The following is a 23,964-nucleotide window of genomic DNA, read 5'->3' as shown; positions in this document are numbered from 1 at the left end:
GTCCATGGCCCCTCCCCCACCGTCACAAAGCGACAGCGTTCTGACCATCATCCTGAACTACCGCACCCCGCAGATGACGCTGCAGGCGGCAGAGGCGGCGCTGGCGGAAATGGAAGATCTGTCCGGCGCCGTGGTGATCGTGGAAAACGGATCGGGCGATAACTCGTGGGAAGAGTTGCAAGCAGGCGCCGCCAGCCGGGGCTGGCTGGACAGCGGCAAACTGCGGCTGATCCGTTCGCCCGTCAACGGTGGCTTTGGCGCGGGCATGAACATCGGCATGGAGGCCGGTCTGCCCGACGGCAGCGCGCCGGGGTTCTATTATCTGCTGAACTCCGATGCCTTCGTGGAGGGCACGACGATTTCCCGGCTGCGGGAATTTCTCCTTTCCAGCCCCGGTGCTGGCCTCGCCGGATCCTTTGTGCATGGCACGGATGATGTGCCCCACCGCACCGCCTTCCGCTTCCCCTCGATCGCGGGAGAGTTCGAAATGGCCGCCCGCACCGGTATCGTGACCCGGCTGCTGTCCCATGCAGTGGTGGCGATGGATATGCCGCAGCAGGAGACCCAGGTCGACTGGACCGCCGGCGCCAGCCTGATGATCCGCCGCGAAGTGATCGAGGATATCGGTGGCTTTGACGAAAGTTTTTTCCTTTATTTCGAGGAAACGGATCTGTGCAAGCGCGCCGCGCAGGCCGGGTGGCGCACGCATTACGTACCGACCAGCACCGTGGCGCATCTCGGCTCGGCCTCGACCGGGATGAAGTCCTGGGACCGCACACCGACCTACTGGTTCGATTCCCGCATGCATTATTTCGTCAAGACGCACGGGGTAATCTACGCCGCCCTCGCCACCTGGGCGCGCGTCCTCGGCTGCGGCCTTTATGGGCTGCGGCGACTGCTCCAGAAAAAGCCAGCCGCGGATGCGCCGCATTTCCTGCGCGACCTGCTGACCCACGCACTGCGGTCGGCGATCCGCCCCAAGACAGCAATACGTGAAACGCGCCCTCACAGTCATGTTCCGGAGGAACAGAAATGAGCCAATTTTCCTCAGTCATCATCGGCAATGAATCCCTCGCGGTGGGATGCGGCGATGCGCTGCTGGCGCGCGGGCATCAAATCTCTGCCGTCGTGTCGCAGGATGATGGTATTCGCAGTTGGGCCGAAAAACACGGAATCCCAGTGCACGCCAGCCCGGATGCGCTGACCGAAGGCTTTGACTGGTTGCTCTCCATTGCCAACCTGCGGGTCATTCCCGACCGGGTGCTGACGCTGGCGGCCAAGGGCGCGGTGAACTTTCACGACGGGCCGCTGCCACGTTACGCCGGCCTCAACGCGCCGAACTGGGCGCTGATTGAGGGCGCCGACAGCTATGGCATCACCTGGCACATGATCGAAGGCGGCATCGACGAGGGCGATATCCTCGCCCAGCGCCTGTTCGATGTGGCAGCGGATGACACCGCCTTCAGCCTCAACTCCAAATGCTATGCCGCCGCGATGGATAGCTTTGGCACGGTGATAGACCAGCTGGAGGCAGGCACACTCAACCGCCAGCCACAGGACCTGAGCCAGCGCAGTTATTACGCCCGCAGCGACCGGCCCGCGGCAGGCGCGCTGATCGATTTTATCGCCCCAGCAGCCGCGATCACCCGTCTGGTGCGTGCGCTTGACTTTGGCGGCTACTGGAACCCGCTTTGCTCCTCGAAATGCGCCATTGGCGAGAATATCCTGCTGGTCGGCAGCGCAGAGGCGGTCGAGGGCGCAGGCGCGCCCGGCAGTGTGATTGAGGTCAGCAAGGACAGCCTGACCGTGGCCTGCGGCGATGGCGCGGTGCGGCTCAGCGGTCTGACCGATCCTGCAGGACGCAAACGGGCGCCTGTCGATCTGTGCAAGCCGGGCGATGCGCTGCCGGTCCTGGATGCGGCGGAAAAGCACGCGATCACCGAAGCCCTTGCCAAGACACAGAAAGGCGAAAGCCATTGGCGCCGCGCGCTGGCTGCGATGCGCCCAGTCACTGTTCCCCTGGCGGAACCGACCGGTGACAGCGGCCTCGCCCGCCGTCCCATTGCAGCACCGGATGGCCTGACAGAGACACAGATCGCCGCCGCAGTCTTGACCTGGGCCCTGCGCAGCGCGGGGGAAGAGACTGCCGATATTGCCCTCAGCCTTGAGACCATGACACCGCTGGCGGGGCTTGTCTCTGGCTGGGTTCCGGTGCAGGGACAGCGCGACGACAGCCTGGCGGATCTGCAGGACCGCATCGCCAAAGAGATTGAAAAGGCCCGCGCGACAGGCGGGTTTGCCGAGGATCTGATTGCCCGCGCGCCGGAACTGGCACCGCAGGCACAGCCCGGCATTGGTTTGTCCATGGGACGGGATGCAGCTCTGCCAGGCTGCGTCGCCACCGTGTCATGGGCGGATGGAGTGCTTGCGCTCCATGTGGATGGTGCCCAGCTGACACCAAAGGCCGCGGAGCTGCTCGCCGCGCGGCTGGAGCTGCTGCTGGGCGCCATTTCCGCCCCGGATCAGGCAGATAGCCCTCTCGCCGATCTGCCGGTCCTGCCCGAGGAAGAGCGCCGGGTGTTGCTCAACGACTGGAACCAGACAGCGGCAGACACCGGCCCGGATCAGACCATCCACGCCGCATTTGCCGCGCAGGTGTCCCGCACACCCGAGGCCACCGCTCTGGTGTTCGAGGATCAGAGCCTCAGCTACGCAGACCTCAATGCCCGCGCCAACGGGGTCGCGGCCAGACTACAGGACATGGGCGTCAAACCCGGCAGCCATGTGGGGATCTACGTCTCCCGCAGCCCGGATCTGGTGGTGGCCGCCCTTGCGGTGATGAAGGCAGGCGGCGCCTATGTGCCGCTCGACCCCGCCTATCCTGCGGATCGGATTGCCCATTTCATCAAGGACAGCGGCGCCGATGTCATCGTGACACAAGACGCCCTGCAAGGCAGCCTGCCCGCCTCAAGCGCGCAGCTGCTGGTACTGGATGGCGCGGATGCCCCCGCCCCGAGTGTCGCGCCTGTCGATGGCGGCGCCACCGGACAGGATCTGGCCTATGTGATCTATACCTCCGGCTCTACCGGCCTGCCCAAGGGGGTGATGGTGCGCCACGCCAATGTGGCGAATTTCTTTGCCGCCATGGATGCGCGCATTCCCCATCAGCCCGGCGATGCCTGGCTCGCGGTGACCAGCCTCTCCTTTGATATCTCGGTGCTGGAGCTGTTCTGGACCCTCGCGCGCGGCTTCAAACTGGTGCTCTCCAGCGATGAAAGCCGCCTGCAGTTATCCAACGGGCCAATTGCCATCTCGGACCGGAAGATGGACTTCAACCTCTTCTACTGGGGCAATGATGATGGCCCCGGCCCACGCAAATACAACCTGCTGCTGGAGGGCGCGAGATTTGCCGATCAGCACGGCTTTAACGCGGTCTGGACGCCCGAGCGGCACTTTCACGCCTTTGGCGGTCCCTACCCGAACCCCTCGGTCACCGGGGCAGCCGTCGCGGCGGTGACGCAGAATATCGGTGTGCGCTCGGGCTCTTGCGTGGCGCCGCTGCACCATCCCGCCCGCATCGCCGAGGAATGGGCGGTGATCGACAACCTGACGGCGGGGCGCGCCGGTATCGGTTTTGCCGCAGGCTGGCAACCGGATGATTTCATCCTGCGCCCCGAGAATACGCCTCCGGCCAACAAACCGGCGATGTACGAAGCCATCGAAACCGTGCGCAAACTCTGGCGCGGCGAAGAGGTCGCCTTCCCGCGCAAGGATGGCGGCACCCATGCGGTGCTCACTCAGCCTCGCCCTGTGTCCAGCGAACTGCCGGTCTGGGTCACTACGGCTGGCAACCCCGACACCTGGCGCGAGGCAGGCGAGATCGGCGCCAATGTCCTGACCCACCTTCTGGGGCAAAGCATCGATGAGGTCGCGGGCAAGATCCGCATCTACCACGACGCCCTGCGCGGCGCCGGGCATGATCCGGCGGATTTCACCGTGACCCTGATGTTGCATACCTACCTGGCCGACACCCGCGAAGAGGCCCGCCAGACCGCACGCGAGCCGATGAAGGATTACCTGCGCTCGGCCGCGGGTCTGATCAAGCAATACGCCTGGGCCTTCCCCGCCTTTAAGAAACCCAAAGGCGTCAACAATCCCTTTGAAATGGATCTTGGCATCCTGTCCGAGGAAGAACTGGATGCGATCCTCGACTTTGCCTTCGAACGCTATTTCGAGGACTCAGGACTGTTCGGCACCGTGCAGGATGGCGTCGCCCGGGTCGAGCAACTGAAGCGCATCGGCGTGGACGAGATTGCCTGCCTCATCGACTATGGCATCGCGCCTGACGTGGTGCTCGAGGGGCTGAAACCGCTGGCCGAGGTGCTGCGCCTGTCCAACGCCCCGCAAGAACTGGCCGCGGACGACTTTTCACTTGCGGCGCAGATCCTGCGCCATGACATCAGCCATATGCAATGTACGCCCTCCATGGCGCGCATGATGGTGCAGAACGACGAGGCCCGCATGGTGCTGCCGCACCTTAAGCATCTTCTGGTCGGGGGCGAAGCCCTGCCCGGCGATCTGGCCGGTGATCTGCGCGAGGCTGGACCGGGGCAGATCCACAACATGTACGGCCCGACCGAAACTACCATCTGGTCGACCATGCAGACCCTTGATGGCGTCCCGGCAGGCGTTGCCGATATCGGCGGGCCCATCGCCAATACCCAAGTTTACGTGCTGGATGCTGCGGGCGCGCCGCAGCCCATCGGGGCGCCGGGGGAGTTGTTCATCGCCGGACACGGCGTGACCGCAGGTTACTGGCAACGGCCCGAACTGACAGCGGAGCGGTTTGTCCCCGATCCCTTTGGCAGCGGGTTGATGTATCGCACCGGCGATCTGGTGCGCTGGCGCGCGGATGGGCGGCTCGATTTCTTGGGACGCACAGACCATCAGGTGAAGATCCGCGGCCAACGTATTGAACTTGGGGAGATTGAAGCGGCCCTGGCTGTCCAGCCCGGCGTCACCGGCGCGGTTGTCATGCCGCGCAAGATCGGCGCGGGAGAACAGCTGGTCGGCTATATCACCACCTCTGCTCCGGTGCAGGAGGCTGCGTTGAAACAGGCGCTTTCGGCCCGGCTGGCCGAGGTGATGGTGCCATCGCATATCGTGACGCTGGATGCCTTCCCGCTGACCCCCAACAAGAAGATCGACCGCAAGGCGCTGCCGGATCCGAAACCGGCGCGGATTGCCGCGCCTACAGCAGCAACACCGCCCAAGGGCGGCGCGCAGGGCAAGATCGCCGCGATCTGGGGGCAGATTCTTGGTCTTGACGGGATCGGCGCGCAGGACAATTTCTTTGTCCTTGGCGGTCACTCCCTGCTGGCGGTGCAGGCGCACAGGGACATCCGCACGGCGCTTGAGGTGCCGAAACTGTCGATCACCGACATCTTCCGCTTCCCGACGCTGGCCGGTCTTGCCGCCCATATCGAAGGGCTTGCAGGTGGCGCGGAATCGCCAGATGATCCCGCGGGCGCAGAACAGGCCGCCGCAGCCGAGGCGGCCAAATCGGAAACCATGTCGAAACGGCGGGCGATGCGCGCCAGCCGCAAAGCCCGGACCGGATGATAACAGCCAGCCCCGCCCCCCTTGATCAGACAACCGATGCGCGGCTGGCCATGGTCCGGCCGCTCTTTGGCGCGGGCATATCGCTGGGGGCGGCCAACCCGCTGGGGGCGCTGCCCGATCCATTTCCGCAGGAACGCGCCTGCCTGTCGCCCAGCGCCGTGGAGAAACGCCACCGCGAATTTGCCGCCGGGCGGGCGGCGGCGCACCGGGCGATGCAGGATCTTGGCCGGGCGCCCTGCCCCATCGTGATTGCCAAATCCCGCGCGCCCATCTGGCCCGCAGGGCTGACCGGATCGATCACCCACACCCGCAGCTGCGCCCTTGCCGCCGTGGCCTCGACACTGACCCGGCGCGCCATTGGCATTGACGTCGAGGAAGACACGCCCCTGAAAGATGACCTGCGCCCGGCGATCTGCTCTGCCCGCGAACAGGATTGGCTGACCTCGCAGGACAACCCCGGCCAGATGGCCAAGCTGATCTTCTCCGCCAAGGAAGCCGCCTATAAGTGCCAGTATACTGTCAGTGAACAGTTTTTCGGCTTTGACGGCATGGAGTTGGAGATCGAACCAGAAGACGTGAGTGAAACGGTCCGGCGCGGGCGTTTCGTAGCCGCCTTCACTGCCGACCGCCCGCCGTTTCGCACTGGCGCCCGGATCAACGGCGCCTATGTCATCGGGGAAGGTATCATTTTCACCGCAGCAAGCCTGGAGGCGTGAGCAATGGGAAAACGATCTCTGCTTCTGGCGCTGACGACCTGCCTGCATGGGATTTGGGCCAGCCTGCCCCTGCAGGCCGCGCCGTTTCCGGTGCCGGTGCTGCCCCCACCAGAGCAGCCAATGAAGGTCTATCACCTTGGCCACTCTCTGGTCGGCCCTGTGATGCCTCATATGCTGGCGCAACTTGCCCCCAAGGGGCACAGCTGGAACAGCCAGCTCGGGTCGGGCACATCGCTAAAGCAGCACTGGGAGCCGGAGGAGACGATCCTTCATTTCGATCTGGTGAATCAGGCCCCCATCTGGCGCGACGCCAAAGAGGCCATCGGTTCCGGCGATTATGATGCGGTGGTGCTGACAGAAATGGTCGAGCTGCGCGACGCGGTGAAGTATTTCGGCTCCGCCAAATACATGCGCCGCTGGGCCGCGCTGGCCCGTGATGCTTCGCCTGACACGCGGCTCTATCTTTATGAGACCTGGCATCACCTTGATGACCCGGACGGCTGGCAGGCGCGCATCGCAAGCGATCTGGACCGGCTCTGGCTGGGCAAGGTGCTCGGATCAGACACGCGTCGCAATCCCAAACGCCCGGTCTACCTGATCCCTGCCGGACAGGTCATGGCCGCTGTCGCACGGGCCATTGATGCAGGCCAGATCGACGGGCTGAGGGATGTTTCGGATCTTTTCGCCAAGACACCGGAAGGCGCACAGGACACTATCCATATCAACGACTTGGGCACATACATTGTCGCCCTCGCCCACTATGCCGTGCTCTATCACCGCTCCCCTGTTGGCCTGCCGCACCAGCTGTCGCGTCCGGATGGAGAGGCAGCGACGGCGCTGTCACCGGCCGCTGCCGAGACGGTGCAGCAAATCGTCTGGCAGGTGGTGACAGGGATCCCCCGCACGGGTCTCTCTGACGCAGGCCAGAACGGATGAACCTTGAAACACTGATCACCTCGGTCCTGATGGTGGGCCATTCGCTGTTTGGCCAGGACAATCCCGCCATGCTGGAACAGCTGTTGCGCCAGTCCAGTAGCAGTGCCACCGTCGAAGCGCAGATCATCAATGGCGCGCCGCTCAGCTACAACTGGGAGCACGGCGACAGCGCCGAAGGGGTGAACGCCCGCGCGCGTCTCCAGACCCCGGTCGATGCTGTCATCCTGACCGAGGCGATCCCGCTAGCCAATCACCTGAAGTGGAGCAATACCGAAGAGACCGTCACCCGCTACTACCAGCTGGCCAAGGATGCCAATCCCGATGCCGCTGTCTATCTGCAGGAAACCTGGCACAGCCTCAGCAGCGGAACCGGCACCGAGGTGCCGTTTGACGAAGGCGCCGATATCGCCTGGCGTGACCGGCTGGAGCAGGACCTGCCCCGCTGGCAGGCTGTGGTGGATGAAGTCAACGACAGCGTCGGTGGTGATATGCGCCTACTTCCCGCCGGGCAGGCCATGGCGCGTCTGGACGATGCCATCCGGGCCGGAACGGTGCCGGGCCTCACCGAGATTTCTGAAGTCTTTTCCGATGACATCCACCCAAATTCCACCGGGTTCTACTATATCAGCGCGCTACAATATGCGGTTCTGACCGGACACAGCCCGGTGGGTCTGCCGCACCGGCTACAGGATCGTTGGGGCAAAGCCTATCCGGCGCCTGAGCCCGCACTGGCCCGGCGGCTGCAGGAGATCGCCTGGGCCGCGGCCCAAGGCGAGGAGGTACGCACCGCCGCCCTGCCGCCCGACCCGCCGCCGCTGCCCTCCGACCCCGCTGCGCCACGCCTCAACGCCGAGGTTGCGGCCTCTGCCCCCGCGCCGGAAATCACCGCAAAGGGACCGCCGCGCCAGCCGATCGCCATGAACCTGATGGAGGTCGCCGACTGGAGCCCGCAGGCGCCTTTCCTTGACCATTTCAAAACCGCCCGCCCGTGGATCGGCCACCTGCCTGGGCGCTGGGGCGGTGTCGGCCATGACGATCTTGCCGCTGCAGGCTATCTGGATCCGCAAGGCTGGCCCACCGCCATGCCGCCCGAGCTTGGCTCCATCGGCACCGTCATTCTGACCGATCTGCCCGCCTCGGCGCACTCGCTTGCCGGGCGTTATGTGCTGCGCTTTGACGGCTCCGGCATTGTCGAGGTCTCAGGCCGCGCCGAAAACGTCCGCTATGGCAAGGGCCAGGTCACATTTGACTATACCCCCGGCCCCGGTCCGGTCGAAATCCGCATTCAGCGCACCGGGCGCGGGACAGATTATGTACGCAACATCACCGTGGTGCGCGCCGATCAGCTGAAGGCCTATGCAGATGGCGCCCTGTTCAACCCACTCTGGCTCGACATGCTGGATGGGTTTGACGTGCTACGGTTCATGGACTGGATGCAGACCAACGATTCCGAACAGGTTGGCTGGGAAGACCGCCCGGAGGTCTCCGATTACACCTGGGCGCGCAAGGGTGTCCCGGCCGAGATCCTGCTGGCGCTGGCCAATACGCTGGGCGCCGATCCCTGGTTCAACATGCCCCATATGGCCGACGACAGCTATCTGCGCAATTTCGCCCAGCTGGTGGATGGCGGCCTGGACGAGGATCTACGTGCCTATGTGGAATACTCCAACGAGGTCTGGAACTGGCAATTTGCACAGGCCCAATGGGCAGACGAGCAGGCCCGCAGCCTCTGGGGCGGCAGTGACCTCTGGATGCAGTTCTACGGCGGACGCGCTGCGGAAATGTCGCGGATCTGGACCGATGTCTTTGGCGCAGACGCCGACCAGCGACTGGTGCGGGTGATTTCAACTCAGACCGGCTGGCCGGGCCTTGAGGAACAGGTGCTGAACGCACCGCTCTGGGTGGCCGGGGCGCCAGACCGCCTGCCCCCGGCGCGCTATTTCGATGCCTATGCGATTACCGGCTATTTCGGCGGCACGCTTGGCCTGCGCGACAACGCCCCCATGGTGCGCGCCTGGATCGCCGACAGCCGCGACCGGGCCCGCTCTGCCGCCGCCGATCTGGGGCTGCAGGGCGCCGAGGCTGCGGCCTATATAGAGGCGCATCAGTACGATGTGGCAACGGCGCAGGCTATGCTGGAAATCGAGGATGGCCTCCTCAGCGAGGACGGCAATGGCGCTATGGCCGGTTTTCTGGACAAGGAGCTGCCCTATCACAAATCTGTCGCCGACGAATACGGGCTGGACCTAATCATGTACGAGGGCGGCAGCCATGTGGTGGGTGTCGGCCAGATGGTCGAGGACGCAGAGCTAACCGGCTTTTTCACCCACTTCAATTACACCGAAGAAATGGCCGCGCTTTATACGAAGATGCTGACCGGCTGGGCCGAGCATGGCGGCACCCTGTTCGCGGCCTATGCCGATGTGGCTGTGCCCGGCAAATGGGGCAGCTGGGGTGCGCGGCGCACGCTCAGCGACGACAACCCGCGCTGGCGGGTGCTGGAGGCGGTGAAATGACACCGATGATATCCGTGCTGATCCCGGCCCATAACGAGGCGGCGTATATCCGCCCCTGTCTTGAGGCACTTTTTGCCTCTGATCCGCTGCCCGGCCCGGTCGAGGTTCTGGTGCTGGCCAATGGCTGCACCGATGACACCGCTGAAATTGCCCGTTCTGTCACCCTTCCCCAAGGCTGGAGCCGCAAGGTGATCGACCTCCCGCAGGGGGGCAAGCTGGCCGCGCTCAATGCCGGGGATGCCCGGGCTCGCGGCGCGGTGCTGGTTTATCTGGATGCCGATGTCACGGTCACCCCGCCCCTTTTAGCGCAACTTGCCGGAGTTCTGACGCCGGAGCAGCCACTTTATGCCAGCGGCAGCCCCCGTGTCGACCCGGCCCGCTCTGCCCTGACCCGCGCCTATGGGCAGTTCTGGTCCAGACTGCCCTTTGTCACGGATGGCGCCCCCGGTTTTGGCCTTTTCGCCATGACCCGCACCGGGCGTGAGCGCTGGCAGGCTTGGCCCGACATCATCTCGGACGACACATTCGCACGGTTGTCCTTTGCCCCTGCCGAGCGCTTTCGTGTGCCCGCCCGCTATGACTGGCCGATGGTCGAAGGCTTTGCCAATCTTGTGCGGGTGCGCAGGCGGCAGAATGTCGGCGTCGAGGAAATCGCCGAGCGATTTCCGCATTTGTTGGAAAACGATGACAAACGCAGCCTCGGTGCATCGGGTCTGATGCGTCTCTTCCTGCGCGCCCCGCTGGGGTTTGCCGCCTATGCGCTGGTCAGCCTGACGGTAAAAACGCCACTGTTCAGGACCAAGACACGCTGGGCGAGAGGTCGCTAGGGTTCCTGACGCCTGCGGACTGACGCCACCGCGCCGCGCTTGCGCGGCGCCAGGCCCAACCGTCACACACGCGGCTCTGCCGTGGGCAAGATGGGCGGGAGCGCGCCGTTGGCAGCAGATGTTGCCGCCGTCGCGCTGCTTCACTGCCTGTCACGACGGCGCATCAATCATTGCCCAGCCAACGGATTGTCGCAAGCAACTGCCGGGTTTCGTGCTTAGGCAGCGCCGAAAGTTGCATGTCGATTGACGCGCCGCGCCGCCCTGCCTAGCGTGCAGAAAACCATCAGGAGGTCAGATGCTTAAGCAAGCCGCGCTGTTTTCCGGCCAGGGTCTGCTGGCGCGGGTGCTGCGCTCGGCCTCCTGGCTGATGATCGGCTATGGCGGCAGCCAGGCACTGCGGCTTGGCGCCAATCTGGTCCTGGCCCGGCTGCTGTTCCCCGAGGCCTTTGGCCTGATGGCACTGGTCAGCGTGGTGACCGTTGGCCTTTCGCTGTTTTCCGATGTCGGGATCGGCCCGTCCATTGCGCAGAATGAACGTGGCGATGATCCTGACTTTCTCAACACCGCCTGGACCATTCAAGTTGTCCGCGGGTTCGGTCTCTGGGGGATGACTCTGCTGCTGGCCTGGCCTGTTTCCTGGCTCTATCAGGCCCCGGATCTGCTGCTCTACTTGCCGATCGCCGGCATTGGCCTCGCCATCGCAGGCTTCAACCCGACCCGCATTGAAACTGCGCACCGGCACTTGCTGGTCGGGCGCCTCACTGCACTGGATCTCGCGGCGCAGGCCCTTGGCATCGGCGCTATGGTGCTTTTGGCATGGGCAAACGGATCGGTTCTGGCGCTGGTTCTGGGCGGGGTCATTCAGGCCGCGGCGAAACTGGCGCTGACCCATTTTGGCCTGCCAGGGCAGACAAACCGGTTTCGCTGGGAACTCCGCGCCGCGCAGGAGCTGATCCGCTTTGGCAAGTGGATATTCCTCTCCACGGCCTTCTGGTTCCTGACCTCGCAGGGGGACCGGGCTATCTTGGGCCGCTTTGTGCCGCTGGATGTGCTGGGCGTCTATAATATCGGCTACTTTCTAGCGAGTTTCCCGATGCTGCTGGGCCATGCGGTGAACCAGAGGCTGATGATTCCGGTGTACCGCGACAAGCCCGCCGATGGCCCGCCGGAAAACCGGCGCAAACACCGCCTGCTGCGCGCAGGTCTGAGCGCCGTGATCCTGTCGCTGCTGTTGATCATGGCCTGGATCGGCCCCTGGCTGACAGATCTGCTCTATGATGCGCGCTATCAGCAGGCGGGTGCGATGATCGTGCTGATCTCACTGGCTCTGGCCCCGGCCGTCATCACCATGACCTACGATCAGGCCGCATTGGCCGCCGGAGACAGCCGGGCGTTCTTTGTCTTCACCGCCAGCCGCGCCCTGCTGCAAACAGCACTTTTCTTACTCGGCACCTACTGGTTCGGGTTGCCCGGCGGTATTGCAGCGCTGGGATTGGCGATGCTCGGCGCCTATCCGGTGCTGATCTGGCTGGCCCGCCGACACGGCGCCTGGGATCCCCTGCACGATCTGGTCTCTGGCTTTCTGGTTGTTCTGGTCGGAGGCAGCGCCCTATGGTGGCATCAAGATGCGGTGCTGACCCTGATCAAGGCGCTAGCCCCCTGATCCACCGCCTGCCCTACAGCCGCCCCTGCGGCAGGACAACTGGGACTGCACGCCCGGCTTTTGGTCGTGACGGTCCCCTCACAAGGCAAACGATCAGCTGCGCCGCCCTTTGCCTGAGCGCCGTTTTCCGCCGGGGGACTTCATTTCCGGAATGGTGACAACCGGCATTAGCCCAGTTTCCCGCTTCATCTGCGCGACCGAGCGCAGCACCGGCTTTCGTAACTCCAGAAGGAAGGCAATCACCAAAGCGGCGAGCAGGCTGGCGGCGGCGCCCAAAAGCGCCGTGCGCTTGCGTCCCCCTGTTACCGGGTAATCGGGCAAGGCAGCTGGTTCCAGCACTGTCAGTCGCTCGGACTGGCGCGCGGTTTCCAGACGGAATCCGATCTCGGCCTCGTTGCGGCGAGCACGGGTCGTCTCCAGTTCGCTCTGCAGCTGTTGCAGCCTGCGGTCATAGGCAGCGAGCTGACGCTCGACCTCAGGAGAGGTTTCTAGTGACGCTTCGATTTCTGCCTTGCGCCGGGTCAGAAGATCGCGCTGCGCGGTCAGGGTGGCAAGCTGCTCTTCGAATTCTTCAAGCATGCGCTGCGCTGTTGCCGGGCGTTCATTGGACATCGCCTGATCTGCCGCCCGACGGATCTGGATCTGCTCCCGGTCAATATCCAGCAGCGCCTCGTTCAGCGTGGCGATTTCCCCTTGGCGGATTTCCAACGCCCCCGGCTGAGCAACGTCGTGCTCGGTCCGGTAGGAGGCGATCTCATCGTCCAGCGCCGCCAGTTCCTTGGCCACGGCCGTTTCCTTTGCGGTAAAGAAATTCAGCGTTTCCCGCGCCTGCTCGATACGGGTACTGACGCTGAGCTCGATCGTCCGGCGCCCAAATTCCGCTGCAACCGCCTGGGCCTGTTCAGGGCTGGGCATGCGGGCGGTGATGGTCAAAACAGCGATGGTACCATCATCGGCAAAGCCTTCGCGCACCGCAGCCACCCCGGTAATCGAGACGTTTTCGCGCACCAGCGTAACCAGGTCCGAAGGTCTAAGATCCGGCATATCGCTATATAGATCGAACGCCTCGACAATCTCTAGTACAGAGCTGCGCGCCATCAGCCGCTGTTCGATCAGCTGCATGCGACGCGCGGTGGATCCTTCGACCGTTGATTTGGCCAGATCATCCGCGATTGTCGGCTGTGCGACCTGAATGACCTCGGAGCTTTCGTAGAAATGCTGCTGTCGGGCGGCCAGAAACAGCGACACCAGACTGCCCAGAACGGCAATCGCAAGGATCACCAACGCGCGGCGGCGCAGCATGTCCAGAAGATCCGGCAAGGAGTAGATAGGACCCATTCAACATCTCTTGGTTTGCCGCGGTCGCGCCGCTGGGCAGATTAACGTGCAAAGTGTGCTGTGCCATACACACCATGGCAAGCAGGCAAAACTTTGACCGGTTGGCGGAAGTTATGCGACAGGCCCGATGTCGGCCGTCGCGCGCCCTCGGTTCAGGACCACCCCCAGCAACGGCGCGTTTCCATTGAGGATCCTCTCGCAAGCGGCCAGATGCGCCGCCGTTGTCTGCGTCCCGTCCGAGATCACCAGCACCCCGTCGACCTGCGGCAGGAAGGCCGCCGCATCATCGTACTCCAGCATCGGTGGTAGGTCGAAGACAACCGTTTCCGGGTCGAGGTCCGCCACCATGTGGTCCAGTACCGCGGCGCTACGGCTGTCATGCAGGATTTCTGCCGCGTTCAGGTCCGGCGTCGCGTTCAACCCGACCGCGAGCGTATCGAGCGGGCGCACCAACGCCTCTTCTACAGGGCGGGTGCCGGACAGGAAGGACGCCATGTCGCCCGCCGCCGCCAGCCCCATCGCAGGGCCCACCCCAGGGCTGCGAAAGTTGAGATCCATCAAGATGGTCCGGCTAGACGGCACCCGCGCCAGGCTAAGCGCCAGATTGACCGCACAGAATGTGGCTCCACAGCCCCCGGTGGGCGCAGTGACCGCAACCCGGTTCCAGCCGCGGGCCTTCAAGGTTTGCAACAGCCGCGTGCGCAGCAGATCAAATGCGCGCCCGGCCGGGTCGGTCCGCACGGCTGAAGCCAGCGGCGCACCATCACGCCCCCCCCGGTCAGGATCAAAGGAAATTCTGGCCAACCGTTCCCATGGGCTTGGCAAGGTGGTGGGGAGGATTTCGGCAGGTTCGGACTGCAGGCCGGTTGGTACGTTCTCCAGCACAGCCTCATCCGGTTCCGGGCGCACCTGTTCCTGCACCTCGGGCTGAACCTGCGCGCGCCGCCGAAATTTCTTAAAACCCTGTTGCGTCATGCCTTGCTCATATTGTCATCACAGCCTTGCCACGTGGCCGCAGCTTTGCCAACTTCAGGATCATATCAACTTGCCCCTGCGAAAGAAGCCCGCAACGCGCCTTGCTCCGGCCATGGCCGCAAGGCAGCGCCCGCACCAAAAATGAGATGCACGGCGCGGGTCCTCTTCGCGACTGCATTGAACCAGACAGGGATTAATATCCTGTACCTTTCAGAACCACGCCGATAGTGCGCCAGATCAGACCGATGTCACAGCCAAGGCTTAGCGCGCGACAGTATTCGGAATCCGCGGCAGCGCGAAAGGCAAAGGTGCTTTCGTTGCGAGCCGACACCTGCCACAGCCCCGTCAAACCGGGTTTGAGATCAAAATAATCGCGCGGATCACCGTAAATCGCCAGCTGCTCGGGCATCATCGGACGCGGACCCACAAGGCTCATCTCGCCTTTCACCACGTTCCACAGCTGCGGAAGCTCATCCATGGAGGTGACTCGTAGGATACGGCCAACACGGGTGATGCGGGGATCGTTCTTCAGTTTCTGCGTTGCGTCCCATTCCCGCCGCAAGGCCGGGTCCCGCGCAAGGCATTCGGCCAGACGGGCATCCGCATCCCGCACCATGGTGCGCAGCTTCAGGATTCGGAAGCGTCTGCCATTCCGGCCCAGGCGCTCCTGCGTGTAAAACGGGCTGCCGCCTTCAAGTGCAAGCGCCAGCGCGCAGAACAACACGACAGGCAGAGTGACAGGCAAGGATAATAGGGTTAGCAGCAAATCTAGGGTCCGTTTTCCAGCCCGACGATACAGCTCCGGACGCGAGGACCGGCGGTGCGGCATCTGCAGCGGTTCATAGTGTGATGGACCGATCCATTGGGCCACGTTGGCATTGGCGGCCTGCGCTGTCATCGCCTGTCGCAGAGCTTCATCCTTGAGCCGTTTCAAAACCAAGGTTCCCTGCCCAGCAGTATCGACTGAAGCAAATGACAGCATCGGAACTTTATTCTTACGCAACAGGTCCGTCATCAAAATCCCCATTCCTCACCAGACCCCATGGGTCGGGCACACCGCATCCTGCGGAACCGTTTAATTTGCACAGGTCCGGCATGGCAGCAGCCGGCAACACACGTCTGTAATTGAAGGGTCTGATAGGACGCGCCCCCACGCGTCTTCCCTGCACCCACTTCTCCGCATTTAGGGCGAAAGAAGTTCAAATTATCGACACATTCTTTTTAATATATTTTTATCTAAATTGCTGCGAGTAAATGAAAAAAGGTTAACCAGCCACATTTTCACCTGAATTCCAGCGCATTTGGGAAACAATAATCCAAAATATGCTCACACTGTTGGGGAACTGGGGAATATAGACCCGGAATCGGTGGCGCAGCGCACCTCAGCCCCCACATTGGGTCCGGGCTAAGCGTGCACGCTATCAGCCTGCAACAGAATGAGATTCGACAGGATCACGGCCGTTTCAGGAGCCGCTGCGGAATTTTCCGGGGCTTTTTCCTGTCCAACGCTTGAAGGCATCGTTGAACGAGCTGAGCCCGCGATAGCCCAGCAAATGCGCGATCTCTGCCAGAACCAGCTCGCTGTGCAACAGATATTGCGTGGCCATTTCCTCGCGCAGCTTTTCCAGAATTTCGAAATAACTGGTACCCTGATCGCCCAGCTTGCGCGACAAGGTACGGGGACTCATGCCAAGGTCCTGCGCCACGGTCTCCAGCGCAGCCGTCCCTGAGGCAAGTCGACGCGAAATGCTCTGCTCAACTTGCGATGCGATATCTCTCTCCCCGGCCATCATGGTCTTCATCTGCGACGCGGCGCATTGCAGCAAGATGCGCAACAGGATCGGGTCACCTGTCGCAAGCTCCCGCGTCAGATCATCGGTTTCGAACCGTAACAGGTTTTCAGGCGCACCAAACTGGACACGGCAGCCAAAGAACTCTTCCATCTCGGCGGCGCCGGACAAACGGTGATGGCAGAACGCCACCTGCCGCAGCCGGATACGGGTCTGGCTGGACCGGCGCAGGTTCGACAGGATCAGTGCCACGAGGAATTCCACGTATTGTCCGCTTAGCTCGATCCCCGCCGTGTCTGGAGCAGATGTGCGCACTCGGCTCTCTCCTCCGCGGATCTCGGGGCGAGTGCCTGCATCCACCGCATAGGTCCAGGTCAGCGCACCGGTTTCAGCAAGCTGGGAGCGATCGAAATGCAGGGCCTCTCCGAATAGGCGGGCGTAGTCCGACAGGTTCGACAGAAACCCCAGCACCTGCGGCGCACACAGGGCCAGATACCCCAGAAGCCCGGCCTTGCGCAGATCGGTCTGCTGCCCGAACCGTAGTCCGAAGAGATCAATCTCGCTGATTTTCGCCGCATGCTGAAAGAACGATGCGATCGAACGGCTGTCGGTATAGGGCTCTTCTTGGCCAACAAGACTCTGGCCAAAAGGCACCGCACGAAAGATCTCTGCCGAAGAATGCCCAAGCTCGGCCAGCCTTTGCGCGGCATATTGGACGAAAATTGCATTTTCAAGGTTCAGATGCCGGGTCATAACACAAGCCCCACTCAAAACACACTCAACACCACAGTCAGAGGGCATTGTCTTGGCCCCTGACATGGCCTCTGTGGTGCATCCGGGCAGAGCGTCCCGGCATTTCATCCGTGCGTTGTACGCGGGTGCGCCGCTTGGCCAGGCAGCCCTACGAAACGCTGCAGGCTGCTTTTACAATATAGCCTGATTTGAATATTTCCCAACTCTGTCCAGCGGAAACCGGCCACCGCTTGGCGTCTCTTCCGGTCATCCCCCCCTCACCTTTTGGATAGTACCCCAAGACCTGCGGATAGGTGTGGCCGCTTTTCGGGGCGATCAAACGCCGCGCCAGCAACATTGATGGTCGCCTGCTTGCCTGTTGGCGGGAATCGCGTCTTTATGCGCGCCATTCCAAAACAGACGGAAGGCGCGGATGACCATGGCTGCAGATAGATCGTCTCTTTTTCAGTCCGACAACTGGATCGCTGCCGAGGCGCAGGGCACGGAGTGGACTTTCTGGGCCATGTCCGGGGACACGCCCGGCGCTCGCCGCAAGGCACATCTGCCGCAGGGCAGCAACGATCCGGGCTTGTCCGAGATCCATGCCGCGCTGTGCGGCGAGCTGACTGCATCGCAACTGCCAATTGTCGCCTGTGGCACCGGCCTGGCCGCACCGCAGGCCGTCCCGACGCGCCCGGACCAGATGCCATTGGCCCCACAAGGCAGCGCCCTGCCCCCGGAAACCGTGCTCATCACACTGCCCGGGCTGGCGCAAAAGGCGCCGCCTGCCATCATGCAGGGCGCCGAAACCTGCATCGCCGGGTTTCTGGCGCTCAATCCGTCCTGGGACGGGGTTCTTTGTCTACCCGGCAAGACCACTCACTGGGCTCTGATCAGCGCAGATGAAGTCGTCAGTTTTCAAAGCTTCCTGACCGTGGAACTGGCCGAATCCGCCTGCGCCATGGCTGGATTGCAGGTGCAGGACTGGGCAGCGAGTGAGCTGACCGGAACCGTAGCCGACACCATGTCAAAGCCGGAACTGATGGCCGCGCGATTGGCCGAAGCCAAGGCAGCCATGCATGGCGGCAGCTGCACCCCGGAAGAGGCCACCGGGCGGATCTGGGGCGCCGTGCTGGGCGCCGAACTGGCCGCCGCCCGCCCTTACTGGCTAGGGCAAAATCTGGCGCTGATCGGTGAAAAGGAGACCGCCCGCCCCTATGCCGCTGCATTGGAAATGCAGGGGCTGCCGGTCACCATTGCAGACGCGGAACGCATGACATTGGCCGGGTTGACCCGGGCCTGGCGCAGCTTGCGCAAAGAAGACGACTAGCCTCCACCGTCGCGCCAGCCCCCTGCCCGCTCACAGAACAAAGGGCCGAGGGCGCGGCAAGCGATCAGACCTTGTGACGAGCCCCTTTTGAGGGGGGCATTTCGGGCGGGCCAGCAAAACACTGGGCGATCTCCATCCAGCGCGTCGCGGTCGCCCCTGTCACCTCCAGCGCGGTGTCTTCGATATTGCGCACCTGCGTGACCACCTGCGCGAACTCCACCGCAGATCCGACAACCCGGTTGTCCTCTTGCGGCGTGTTCCATTCCCAGACCGCCGAAGACGGTCCGGTTAGCTGCACGAATGGCGCGGGGTCGGGCACCTCTTCTCCCCGGTTTAGGAAGGTCCAGCCATAAGTCGCAACGCCAAGATGGGCGATATTGCGGATCCGGTCCTGCTCCACCCGCTCCAGCCCTAGAAGGTCAAAAACCTCCTGACCATGCGCCCAGGTTTCCATCTGCCGTGCGGTGATCGAGGACAGCGCGCTCATGTCCGGGCCGACCCATTTCACCCGCGCCTTGGGATCGGCCACAGCAAAAGCATCGGCGCAGGTTTCCGCGCCAGCCTTCCAGGCCTCGAACAGCGCCCGTCCCGACAACCCGTCGAGCCAAGGGAACTGGCACTGCAGGATCGTCTTGCCCGATTGCATGTCCTGCACGATCGGGCCGATGAATGCGGCAAAGGCCTCCTCCCCCTTGAGCGAGGTTTCTGCCGCCACGTTGAACAGGTGCAGGTGGCCCAGCACGTGATCGATGGTCCAGTCTTTGAACTGCGTCGGCCTGTGAAACGCCTCTTCCGGCAGATCCTCCAGTATCGCCGCCAGCGCCCGGCTTTCGGCACGAAAATCCTCTGCCTGCTGCATGGATGCCCTCCTCCCAATTGAAATTCCGCTACGTCCGGCGAGCCCTTCCACGATTGAACCGACCGAACGTTCTGTTTTACGATTCCTCAAAGGATAGGCGCATGACACAGAAAACCGAAGACCAACCCGACGTCACCGCGCCCGGCGCTGCGGGCACAACGCGAACCGAAACGCGGGCAGACAAGACCCGGCAGCGGATTTTCGATGCGGTCACGGACTGTCTGGACCAGTCGGGATACGCGGAAACCTCGATCAACCGGGTACAGACCGCCGCTGGTGTGTCACGCGGGGCGCTGACCCATCACTTTCCTTCGAAAGAGGAAATGATGGTGCGCACGCTGGAACATCTTCTGGCGCCGGTGCGCGGCCCGGAACAGGCGAGCGAAAGCGGCCATATGCTGCGCAAGGGCGGCGCGGCACAGGATTTGCCCGCCGAGCTGCACCGTCTGTGGGCCCGGGTGATCAACACCCGTGAAGGGCGCGCGGTGATGGAAATCCTCGTCGCCTCGCGCACGGATGAAACCCTGCGCACGCGCATCACCCCCTCGCTCTGGGATTATAACGACGCCTTCAACCGCAATATTGCCAATCTATACACCGCGTCCTCGGGCGAGGATCTGGCGTTGCTCTGGTCGATCTGCCGCAGCTTTATGCGCGGGCTGCACAGTCAGGCACCCTACGAACGCGACCCCGAGATCATCACCAAGATGGTCGATCTGTTCGCCCGCATCGTGTCGCCGCATCTGGCGACCCGCCCCGGCCCCAAGGAGTAAACCGCATGCAAAGCCCCTTTGACACCGAAGAGCGCCGTGCCTTCCGCGAGAGCCTGCGGAGCTTTGTGGCGCAGGAAATCACTCCCTTCTGCGATGACTGGGACGAAGCCGGGAAAATCCCCTGGGAGCTGCACCAGAAAACCGGGGCGCTGGGCGTATGGGGTTTTGGCATCGACGAGAAATACGGCGGGCTTGGCTTTGACGACTGCTTCATGCGTGCCGCCTACAGCGAGGAAATCGCCCGCTGCGGCGCGGGCGGTGTCGCGGCGGCCATGGGTGGGCGTCAGATCTCGCTTGATCCCATTGCCCGGCTGGCCAGCGAAGAAATCAAGATGCAGGTGCTGCCGGAGGTGATCGCGGGGCGCAAAGGGTCTTCGCTTGCGGTGACGGAGCCGGGCGGCGGATCGGACGTCGCCAATATCACGACCACGGCGCGGCGGGATGGCAATCACTGGGTGCTGAGCGGCAGCAAGACCTTCATCACCGGCGGCATGACGTCGGAGTATTTCGTCATTCCTGCCCGCACTGGTGGGCCGGGGCTGGAGGGGATTTCGCTGTTCTTTGTCGAAGCGGACACCCCGGGGTTCACCCGCAGCGCGCTGAGCCGGAAAATGGGCTGGTGGTGCTCGGATCAGGCAACGCTGTTCCTCGATGACGTCCGCCTGCCCGCCGACCGGATGATGGGGCCGGAAAATCATGGCTTTCTGGCGGTGATGGAGAATTTCAACCTCGAACGGGTCGGGCTGATCGCCGGTATGCTGGGCATGATGAAAACCTGCCTTGAGGACAGTATCGCCTGGGCACAGGAGCGGCAGACCTTTGGCAAGCCGCTGATCCGCCATCAGGTGATCCGCCACAAGATCGCCGATATCTCGGCCCGGATCGACGCGGTAGAGGCCACGCTCAACACGATCTGCTGGCAGGTGAACGAGGGGCGGATGCCGGTGGCCGAAATCTGCAAGGCGAAGGTGTTCACCTCCAAAGCCTGCGAGTTCTGCGCCTCCGAAGCGATGCAGATACTCGGTGGTGCGGGCTATCTGCGCGGCAACCGGATCGAACGTATCTACCGAGAGGTCAAGGTGATGGCCATCGGAGGCGGATCCGAGGAAATCATGCGCGATCTGGCGGTGCGGCAGATGGGACTGTAACCGCGCAGCGGCGCGTCAAACCGCCGAGGAAAAGCTGCGCTCAGCTGCCTCGAAATTACGGGTCAGCGGCGCCGTCAACGGCGATTGCGCCGAGTAATAGGCCCCGACCCGGCACAGCTGCACCGCGAAATCAGGGTGCACGCCCGCATCATCGTATTTGCGCACCCGCTCCTTGCGTAGCCAGCCGCGGCGTTTAACCTCCTGCTCGATCAGCTTCAGGCGCTGTACGCAATGCAGCGTCGTGTAGACCGACAGGTAATCCATGTAGTCGGCGATGTCGTGACCACAGTCGGGGTCGAAATTCTCGATCACGATATCGGCCATCACATCGGGGGCGATTGGCCAGGTTTCATCGGCAATCAGCCAGGCCAGATCCTCGGCCCCGTGGCGTAGTCCGGCGTATTCGAAATCGAACCAGCGCAGGTATCCGTCGTCGCCGATGGCGGCATTGCCCGACCGGCAATCCCATTTCAGGAACTGCACACCGGGGTAATCCATCCGCTCTGCCACAGCCGCCATATCGAACTGGCGGGAGATGCCCACCGAATAGGGCTCCATCGCGGTCACCGAACCGACAAAGGAGGTGACCCAATCCGTGTTCGATCCCAGATGCGGCAGCATTTCCGCCAGGTTGGTTTGCCGCCCGGCGGCCTGGATCCGGAAGATCGCCGCCACCGCCTCGGCGGCCAGTTCGACCTGATCCACTGGGTCCTGTTCCATGATCTCTGCATTCAGACGCATCTCGCCGGTGTCGGATTGGAACATCACATCATCGCTGACCCCCAGAACCTGCGGAATATCGTCACAATGGGGCGCTAGTTCCTCAAGTACATGGGCCTCTAAGTGGGTGCGGCGGAAATCGGGCCGCAGCGTGGCAATCACGTTGTGATCTGGATAATGCAGCCGCAAGGATGAGCGTGAATTGCCTCCTGGTGCAGAAATCCGTTCGGGGGCCGCGCCCAGAACCACCTCGGCCTTGGCCGAGATATAGGCCTTGCGATCCTCAAAACTGCCGTCCGCCACGTCTGTCCCTCTTCACCTCAGCGACTTTGCACCTGTCCTGACAGCAGAAAACGGCGGTTTTCGGGACAAACAAGGGCAAAGGCCCGGAAAACGGACCGATTCGGGCGCCACTCGCTATGATTGAATATTTGAACCACTTCATTCGCAGAACAATAAGAGCCCTCAGGATGGCTTTGTTTCCTGAAATATCTGATGCACGCGCGAATTTGACTAAAATGAGACGAAAATTTGTTCCACCCCAGCGTGTTTCATATGTTCACCGTTGAGCGGCACGCCTCCCATTTTGCGCCTGCCGAAACGCATCATTTCAGATCGTAGGGGTGACAATATGACTTGGGGACATTTTTCGCACAAAGGCTGGTCCGGTTGGGGAAAAAGCAGCGGCAAGGACGCCTGCGGCAGCAACAGCTACCACAATGGCGGCGTGCGCGGCGAACACTTCGCGCGCTGGTATGACGGACATCTGTCCGACCGGTTTGGCCACGGCGGCAAAGGCCATAAAAACTGGTGGGACCGCGACGAAAAGGACGATCACGGCACGGGCGGCAGCAAGGGGACCGGTGGCAGTAAGGGCTCCGGCGGAACCAAAGGCTCTGGCGGCGCCCGGGGATCGGGTGGCAAGGACGGCTGCGGCACGGGAGAAGGCACAGGTCGCGGATCAGGCGGCGGCACCGGTGGCGGCTCGAAAGGCCATCACGGCGGCAAGGATTGGTGGAACCACGGTGGCAAGAACTGGTGGGACCATGGTCGCAACGAAGATGACGATTGCGCGTCCGATGGCTCTGGAGGAACCCGCGGCTCTGGCGGAACGCATGGTTCTGTTGGCACCCACGGTTCTGGCGGGACTCACGGTTCTGGTGGAACCAGCGGATGGGGCAGCGGTGGCCATTGCGGCTCCGGAGGCACGGGCGGAACCGGCGGCACCGGTGGTACAGGGGGCGGCGGCGAAAACACCGACGATGGCAAGACCACCATCACTTTCACCCTAGGCGAAGAAGGCGGCAGCCAGGTGGACGTGTCCGTCACGCAGACGCCCGGCGGTGAGCTGTTCGTGAAACTGGATCCAACCACCTTTGACGGCCAGGAGGCTGATCTCGACGGCATGTTCTTCAACCTGAGCGACGACGGCCGCACCGATGCACTGCACTTCTACCCGGATGAAAACGCGTTGCCGGTGACCCGCCACAGTGCATCCGCCAATTCTGAGAACACGCTGGATAACGGCGCCACTGTCTCCGAAAACTATGACGCCCACGTGCAATTCGGACAGGTACCGGACAGCACCGAAGGGACCGTCAACAACCTCAACTTCACCCTGTGGTCCGAAGATGGCGCGCTGACGCTGCAGGACTTGGACCTCACCAATGTGTCGATTGTGGTCAACAGCGACGGTCGGGATCCGCAGGAGCTGCACGGTGGTCTGACTGATGAAGCGCAGGCGCAGGTCGAAACCGACCCGGCAGCGGTGAATGGCATGACGCTGGACAGCTGGTCCGAAACCCTTCCGGTCGCCTTTAGCCAACCCGCAACCGAACCGGATGTCATGTCTCTCATGACCCTACCGCCGGAGGATGACATGATGCCGGAAGACCCGGCTGACACGGAAGACGACATGATGGCCGAGGCTGTCTGAGGCCACGCTGCCTCACCATGGACCGAGAAGACATTGACCGGAGGCCCCCAAACGGGGGCCTCCGGCGATTTTTAGGAGCAGCA

Annotated in this window: 17 protein-coding genes; 11 read left to right on the top strand and 6 right to left on the bottom strand. The window is 62.9% G+C overall.

Features of this window, described 5'->3' with window-relative positions; all coding sequences use genetic code 11:
- Positions 1-4: 4 nt before the first annotated feature.
- The 7 genes from JL2886_RS18355 to JL2886_RS18325 all read left to right on the top strand — a co-directional run bounded on the left by JL2886_RS18355 (position 5) and on the right by JL2886_RS18325 (position 12,280).
- The gene (locus JL2886_RS18355) at positions 5-1,036 is read left to right on the top strand and encodes a glycosyltransferase family 2 protein (RefSeq protein ID WP_065273818.1); all 1,032 of its coding nucleotides are present in this window, start codon (positions 5-7) and stop codon (positions 1,034-1,036) included.
- Entirely contained in the window at positions 1,033-5,622 is a 4,590-nt protein-coding gene (locus JL2886_RS18350) for a MupA/Atu3671 family FMN-dependent luciferase-like monooxygenase (RefSeq protein WP_065273314.1), read from the top strand. The genes JL2886_RS18355 and JL2886_RS18350 overlap by 4 nt, the downstream gene beginning before the upstream one ends.
- The gene (locus JL2886_RS18345; protein WP_065273313.1) at positions 5,619-6,338 is read left to right on the top strand and encodes a 4'-phosphopantetheinyl transferase family protein; all 720 of its coding nucleotides are present in this window, start codon (positions 5,619-5,621) and stop codon (positions 6,336-6,338) included. The genes JL2886_RS18350 and JL2886_RS18345 overlap by 4 nt, the downstream gene beginning before the upstream one ends.
- Before the next feature lie 3 nt (positions 6,339-6,341).
- Positions 6,342-7,274: a hypothetical protein gene (locus JL2886_RS18340; protein WP_065273312.1), complete on the top strand. Its 933-nt coding sequence runs from the start codon at positions 6,342-6,344 to the stop codon at positions 7,272-7,274.
- A complete protein-coding gene (locus JL2886_RS18335; RefSeq protein ID WP_065273311.1) occupies positions 7,271-9,790 on the top strand; it encodes a hypothetical protein in 2,520 nt (839 codons plus the stop codon). The genes JL2886_RS18340 and JL2886_RS18335 overlap by 4 nt, the downstream gene beginning before the upstream one ends.
- The gene (locus JL2886_RS18330; protein ID WP_065273310.1) at positions 9,787-10,617 is read left to right on the top strand and encodes a glycosyltransferase family 2 protein; all 831 of its coding nucleotides are present in this window, start codon (positions 9,787-9,789) and stop codon (positions 10,615-10,617) included. Before JL2886_RS18335 ends, JL2886_RS18330 begins: the two co-directional genes overlap by 4 nt.
- A gap of 295 nt (positions 10,618-10,912) precedes the next feature.
- Positions 10,913-12,280: an oligosaccharide flippase family protein gene (locus JL2886_RS18325; protein ID WP_065273309.1), complete on the top strand. Its 1,368-nt coding sequence runs from the start codon at positions 10,913-10,915 to the stop codon at positions 12,278-12,280.
- A gap of 93 nt (positions 12,281-12,373) precedes the next feature.
- Here JL2886_RS18325 and JL2886_RS18320 read toward each other — a convergent pair whose 3' ends face one another.
- From JL2886_RS18320 to JL2886_RS18305, 4 genes are all read right to left on the bottom strand, one after another.
- Positions 12,374-13,618 (bottom strand): DUF874 domain-containing protein, encoded by a 1,245-nt coding sequence (locus JL2886_RS18320; RefSeq protein ID WP_065273308.1) that lies wholly within the window; start codon positions 13,616-13,618, stop codon positions 12,374-12,376.
- A gap of 111 nt (positions 13,619-13,729) precedes the next feature.
- Positions 13,730-14,593, bottom strand: a complete 864-nt coding sequence (locus JL2886_RS18315) for a CpsD/CapB family tyrosine-protein kinase (RefSeq protein ID WP_065273307.1) — start codon at positions 14,591-14,593, stop codon at positions 13,730-13,732.
- A 193-nt stretch (positions 14,594-14,786) separates the two neighbouring features.
- Complete coding sequence (locus JL2886_RS18310; protein ID WP_065273817.1) at positions 14,787-15,422, bottom strand: sugar transferase; 636 nt, start codon at positions 15,420-15,422, stop codon at positions 14,787-14,789.
- Between the two features lie 634 nt (positions 15,423-16,056).
- A complete protein-coding gene (locus JL2886_RS18305; RefSeq protein WP_065273306.1) occupies positions 16,057-17,136 on the bottom strand; it encodes an AraC family transcriptional regulator in 1,080 nt (359 codons plus the stop codon).
- A 418-nt stretch (positions 17,137-17,554) separates the two neighbouring features.
- Here JL2886_RS18305 and JL2886_RS18300 point away from each other — a divergent pair, with 418 nt between their 5' ends.
- Positions 17,555-18,445 (top strand): 2-dehydro-3-deoxygalactonokinase, encoded by an 891-nt coding sequence (locus JL2886_RS18300; protein WP_065273816.1) that lies wholly within the window; start codon positions 17,555-17,557, stop codon positions 18,443-18,445.
- A gap of 64 nt (positions 18,446-18,509) precedes the next feature.
- Here the strand turns inward: JL2886_RS18300 and JL2886_RS18295 are convergent, their stop codons facing one another.
- Positions 18,510-19,304, bottom strand: coding sequence for a TIGR03084 family metal-binding protein (locus JL2886_RS18295; RefSeq protein ID WP_065273305.1), 795 nt, complete (start codon positions 19,302-19,304; stop codon positions 18,510-18,512).
- A gap of 101 nt (positions 19,305-19,405) precedes the next feature.
- Here JL2886_RS18295 and JL2886_RS18290 point away from each other — a divergent pair, with 101 nt between their 5' ends.
- Positions 19,406-20,077 carry a TetR/AcrR family transcriptional regulator gene (locus tag JL2886_RS18290; RefSeq protein WP_165832661.1) on the top strand — a complete coding sequence of 224 codons (672 nt, stop codon included), beginning with the start codon at positions 19,406-19,408 and terminating at the stop codon, positions 20,075-20,077.
- Between the two features lie 5 nt (positions 20,078-20,082).
- Complete coding sequence (locus JL2886_RS18285; RefSeq protein WP_065273304.1) at positions 20,083-21,225, top strand: acyl-CoA dehydrogenase family protein; 1,143 nt, start codon at positions 20,083-20,085, stop codon at positions 21,223-21,225.
- A 15-nt stretch (positions 21,226-21,240) separates the two neighbouring features.
- On the opposite strand, the gene JL2886_RS18280 is transcribed toward JL2886_RS18285, so the two are convergent.
- Positions 21,241-22,248, bottom strand: coding sequence for a hypothetical protein (locus JL2886_RS18280; protein ID WP_065273303.1), 1,008 nt, complete (start codon positions 22,246-22,248; stop codon positions 21,241-21,243).
- 328 nt (positions 22,249-22,576) lie between these two features.
- Between JL2886_RS18280 and JL2886_RS18275 the strand changes: the two genes are divergently transcribed.
- Entirely contained in the window at positions 22,577-23,881 is a 1,305-nt protein-coding gene (locus JL2886_RS18275) for a hypothetical protein (RefSeq protein WP_065273302.1), read from the top strand.
- Positions 23,882-23,964: the final 83 nt, after the last annotated feature.

It is taken from the genome of Phaeobacter gallaeciensis, from assembly GCF_001678945.1.
Lineage (GTDB): Bacteria > Pseudomonadota > Alphaproteobacteria > Rhodobacterales > Rhodobacteraceae > Phycobacter > Phycobacter gallaeciensis_A.
The sequence above is the reverse complement of the archived record's forward strand: the minus strand, read 5'-3'. Positions and strand labels throughout refer to the sequence as shown.

Excerpts from the sequence above, each read along its gene's own strand:
- JL2886_RS18355 (WP_065273818.1), top strand. The coding sequence starts at position 5 with ATGGCCCCTCCCCCACCGTCACAAAGCGACAGCGTTCTGACCATCATC.
- JL2886_RS18350 (WP_065273314.1), top strand. The coding sequence starts at position 1,033 with ATGAGCCAATTTTCCTCAGTCATCATCGGCAATGAATCCCTCGCGGTG.
- JL2886_RS18345 (WP_065273313.1), top strand. The coding sequence starts at position 5,619 with ATGATAACAGCCAGCCCCGCCCCCCTTGATCAGACAACCGATGCGCGG.
- JL2886_RS18340 (WP_065273312.1), top strand. The coding sequence starts at position 6,342 with ATGGGAAAACGATCTCTGCTTCTGGCGCTGACGACCTGCCTGCATGGG.
- JL2886_RS18335 (WP_065273311.1), top strand. The coding sequence starts at position 7,271 with ATGAACCTTGAAACACTGATCACCTCGGTCCTGATGGTGGGCCATTCG.
- JL2886_RS18330 (WP_065273310.1), top strand. The coding sequence starts at position 9,787 with ATGACACCGATGATATCCGTGCTGATCCCGGCCCATAACGAGGCGGCG.
- JL2886_RS18325 (WP_065273309.1), top strand. The coding sequence starts at position 10,913 with ATGCTTAAGCAAGCCGCGCTGTTTTCCGGCCAGGGTCTGCTGGCGCGG.
- JL2886_RS18320 (WP_065273308.1), bottom strand. The coding sequence starts at position 13,618 with ATGGGTCCTATCTACTCCTTGCCGGATCTTCTGGACATGCTGCGCCGC.
- JL2886_RS18315 (WP_065273307.1), bottom strand. The coding sequence starts at position 14,593 with ATGACGCAACAGGGTTTTAAGAAATTTCGGCGGCGCGCGCAGGTTCAG.
- JL2886_RS18310 (WP_065273817.1), bottom strand. The coding sequence starts at position 15,422 with ATGCCGCACCGCCGGTCCTCGCGTCCGGAGCTGTATCGTCGGGCTGGA.
- JL2886_RS18305 (WP_065273306.1), bottom strand. The coding sequence starts at position 17,136 with ATGACCCGGCATCTGAACCTTGAAAATGCAATTTTCGTCCAATATGCC.
- JL2886_RS18300 (WP_065273816.1), top strand. The coding sequence starts at position 17,555 with ATGGCTGCAGATAGATCGTCTCTTTTTCAGTCCGACAACTGGATCGCT.
- JL2886_RS18295 (WP_065273305.1), bottom strand. The coding sequence starts at position 19,304 with ATGCAGCAGGCAGAGGATTTTCGTGCCGAAAGCCGGGCGCTGGCGGCG.
- JL2886_RS18290 (WP_165832661.1), top strand. The coding sequence starts at position 19,406 with ATGACACAGAAAACCGAAGACCAACCCGACGTCACCGCGCCCGGCGCT.
- JL2886_RS18285 (WP_065273304.1), top strand. The coding sequence starts at position 20,083 with ATGCAAAGCCCCTTTGACACCGAAGAGCGCCGTGCCTTCCGCGAGAGC.
- JL2886_RS18275 (WP_065273302.1), top strand. The coding sequence starts at position 22,577 with ATGACTTGGGGACATTTTTCGCACAAAGGCTGGTCCGGTTGGGGAAAA.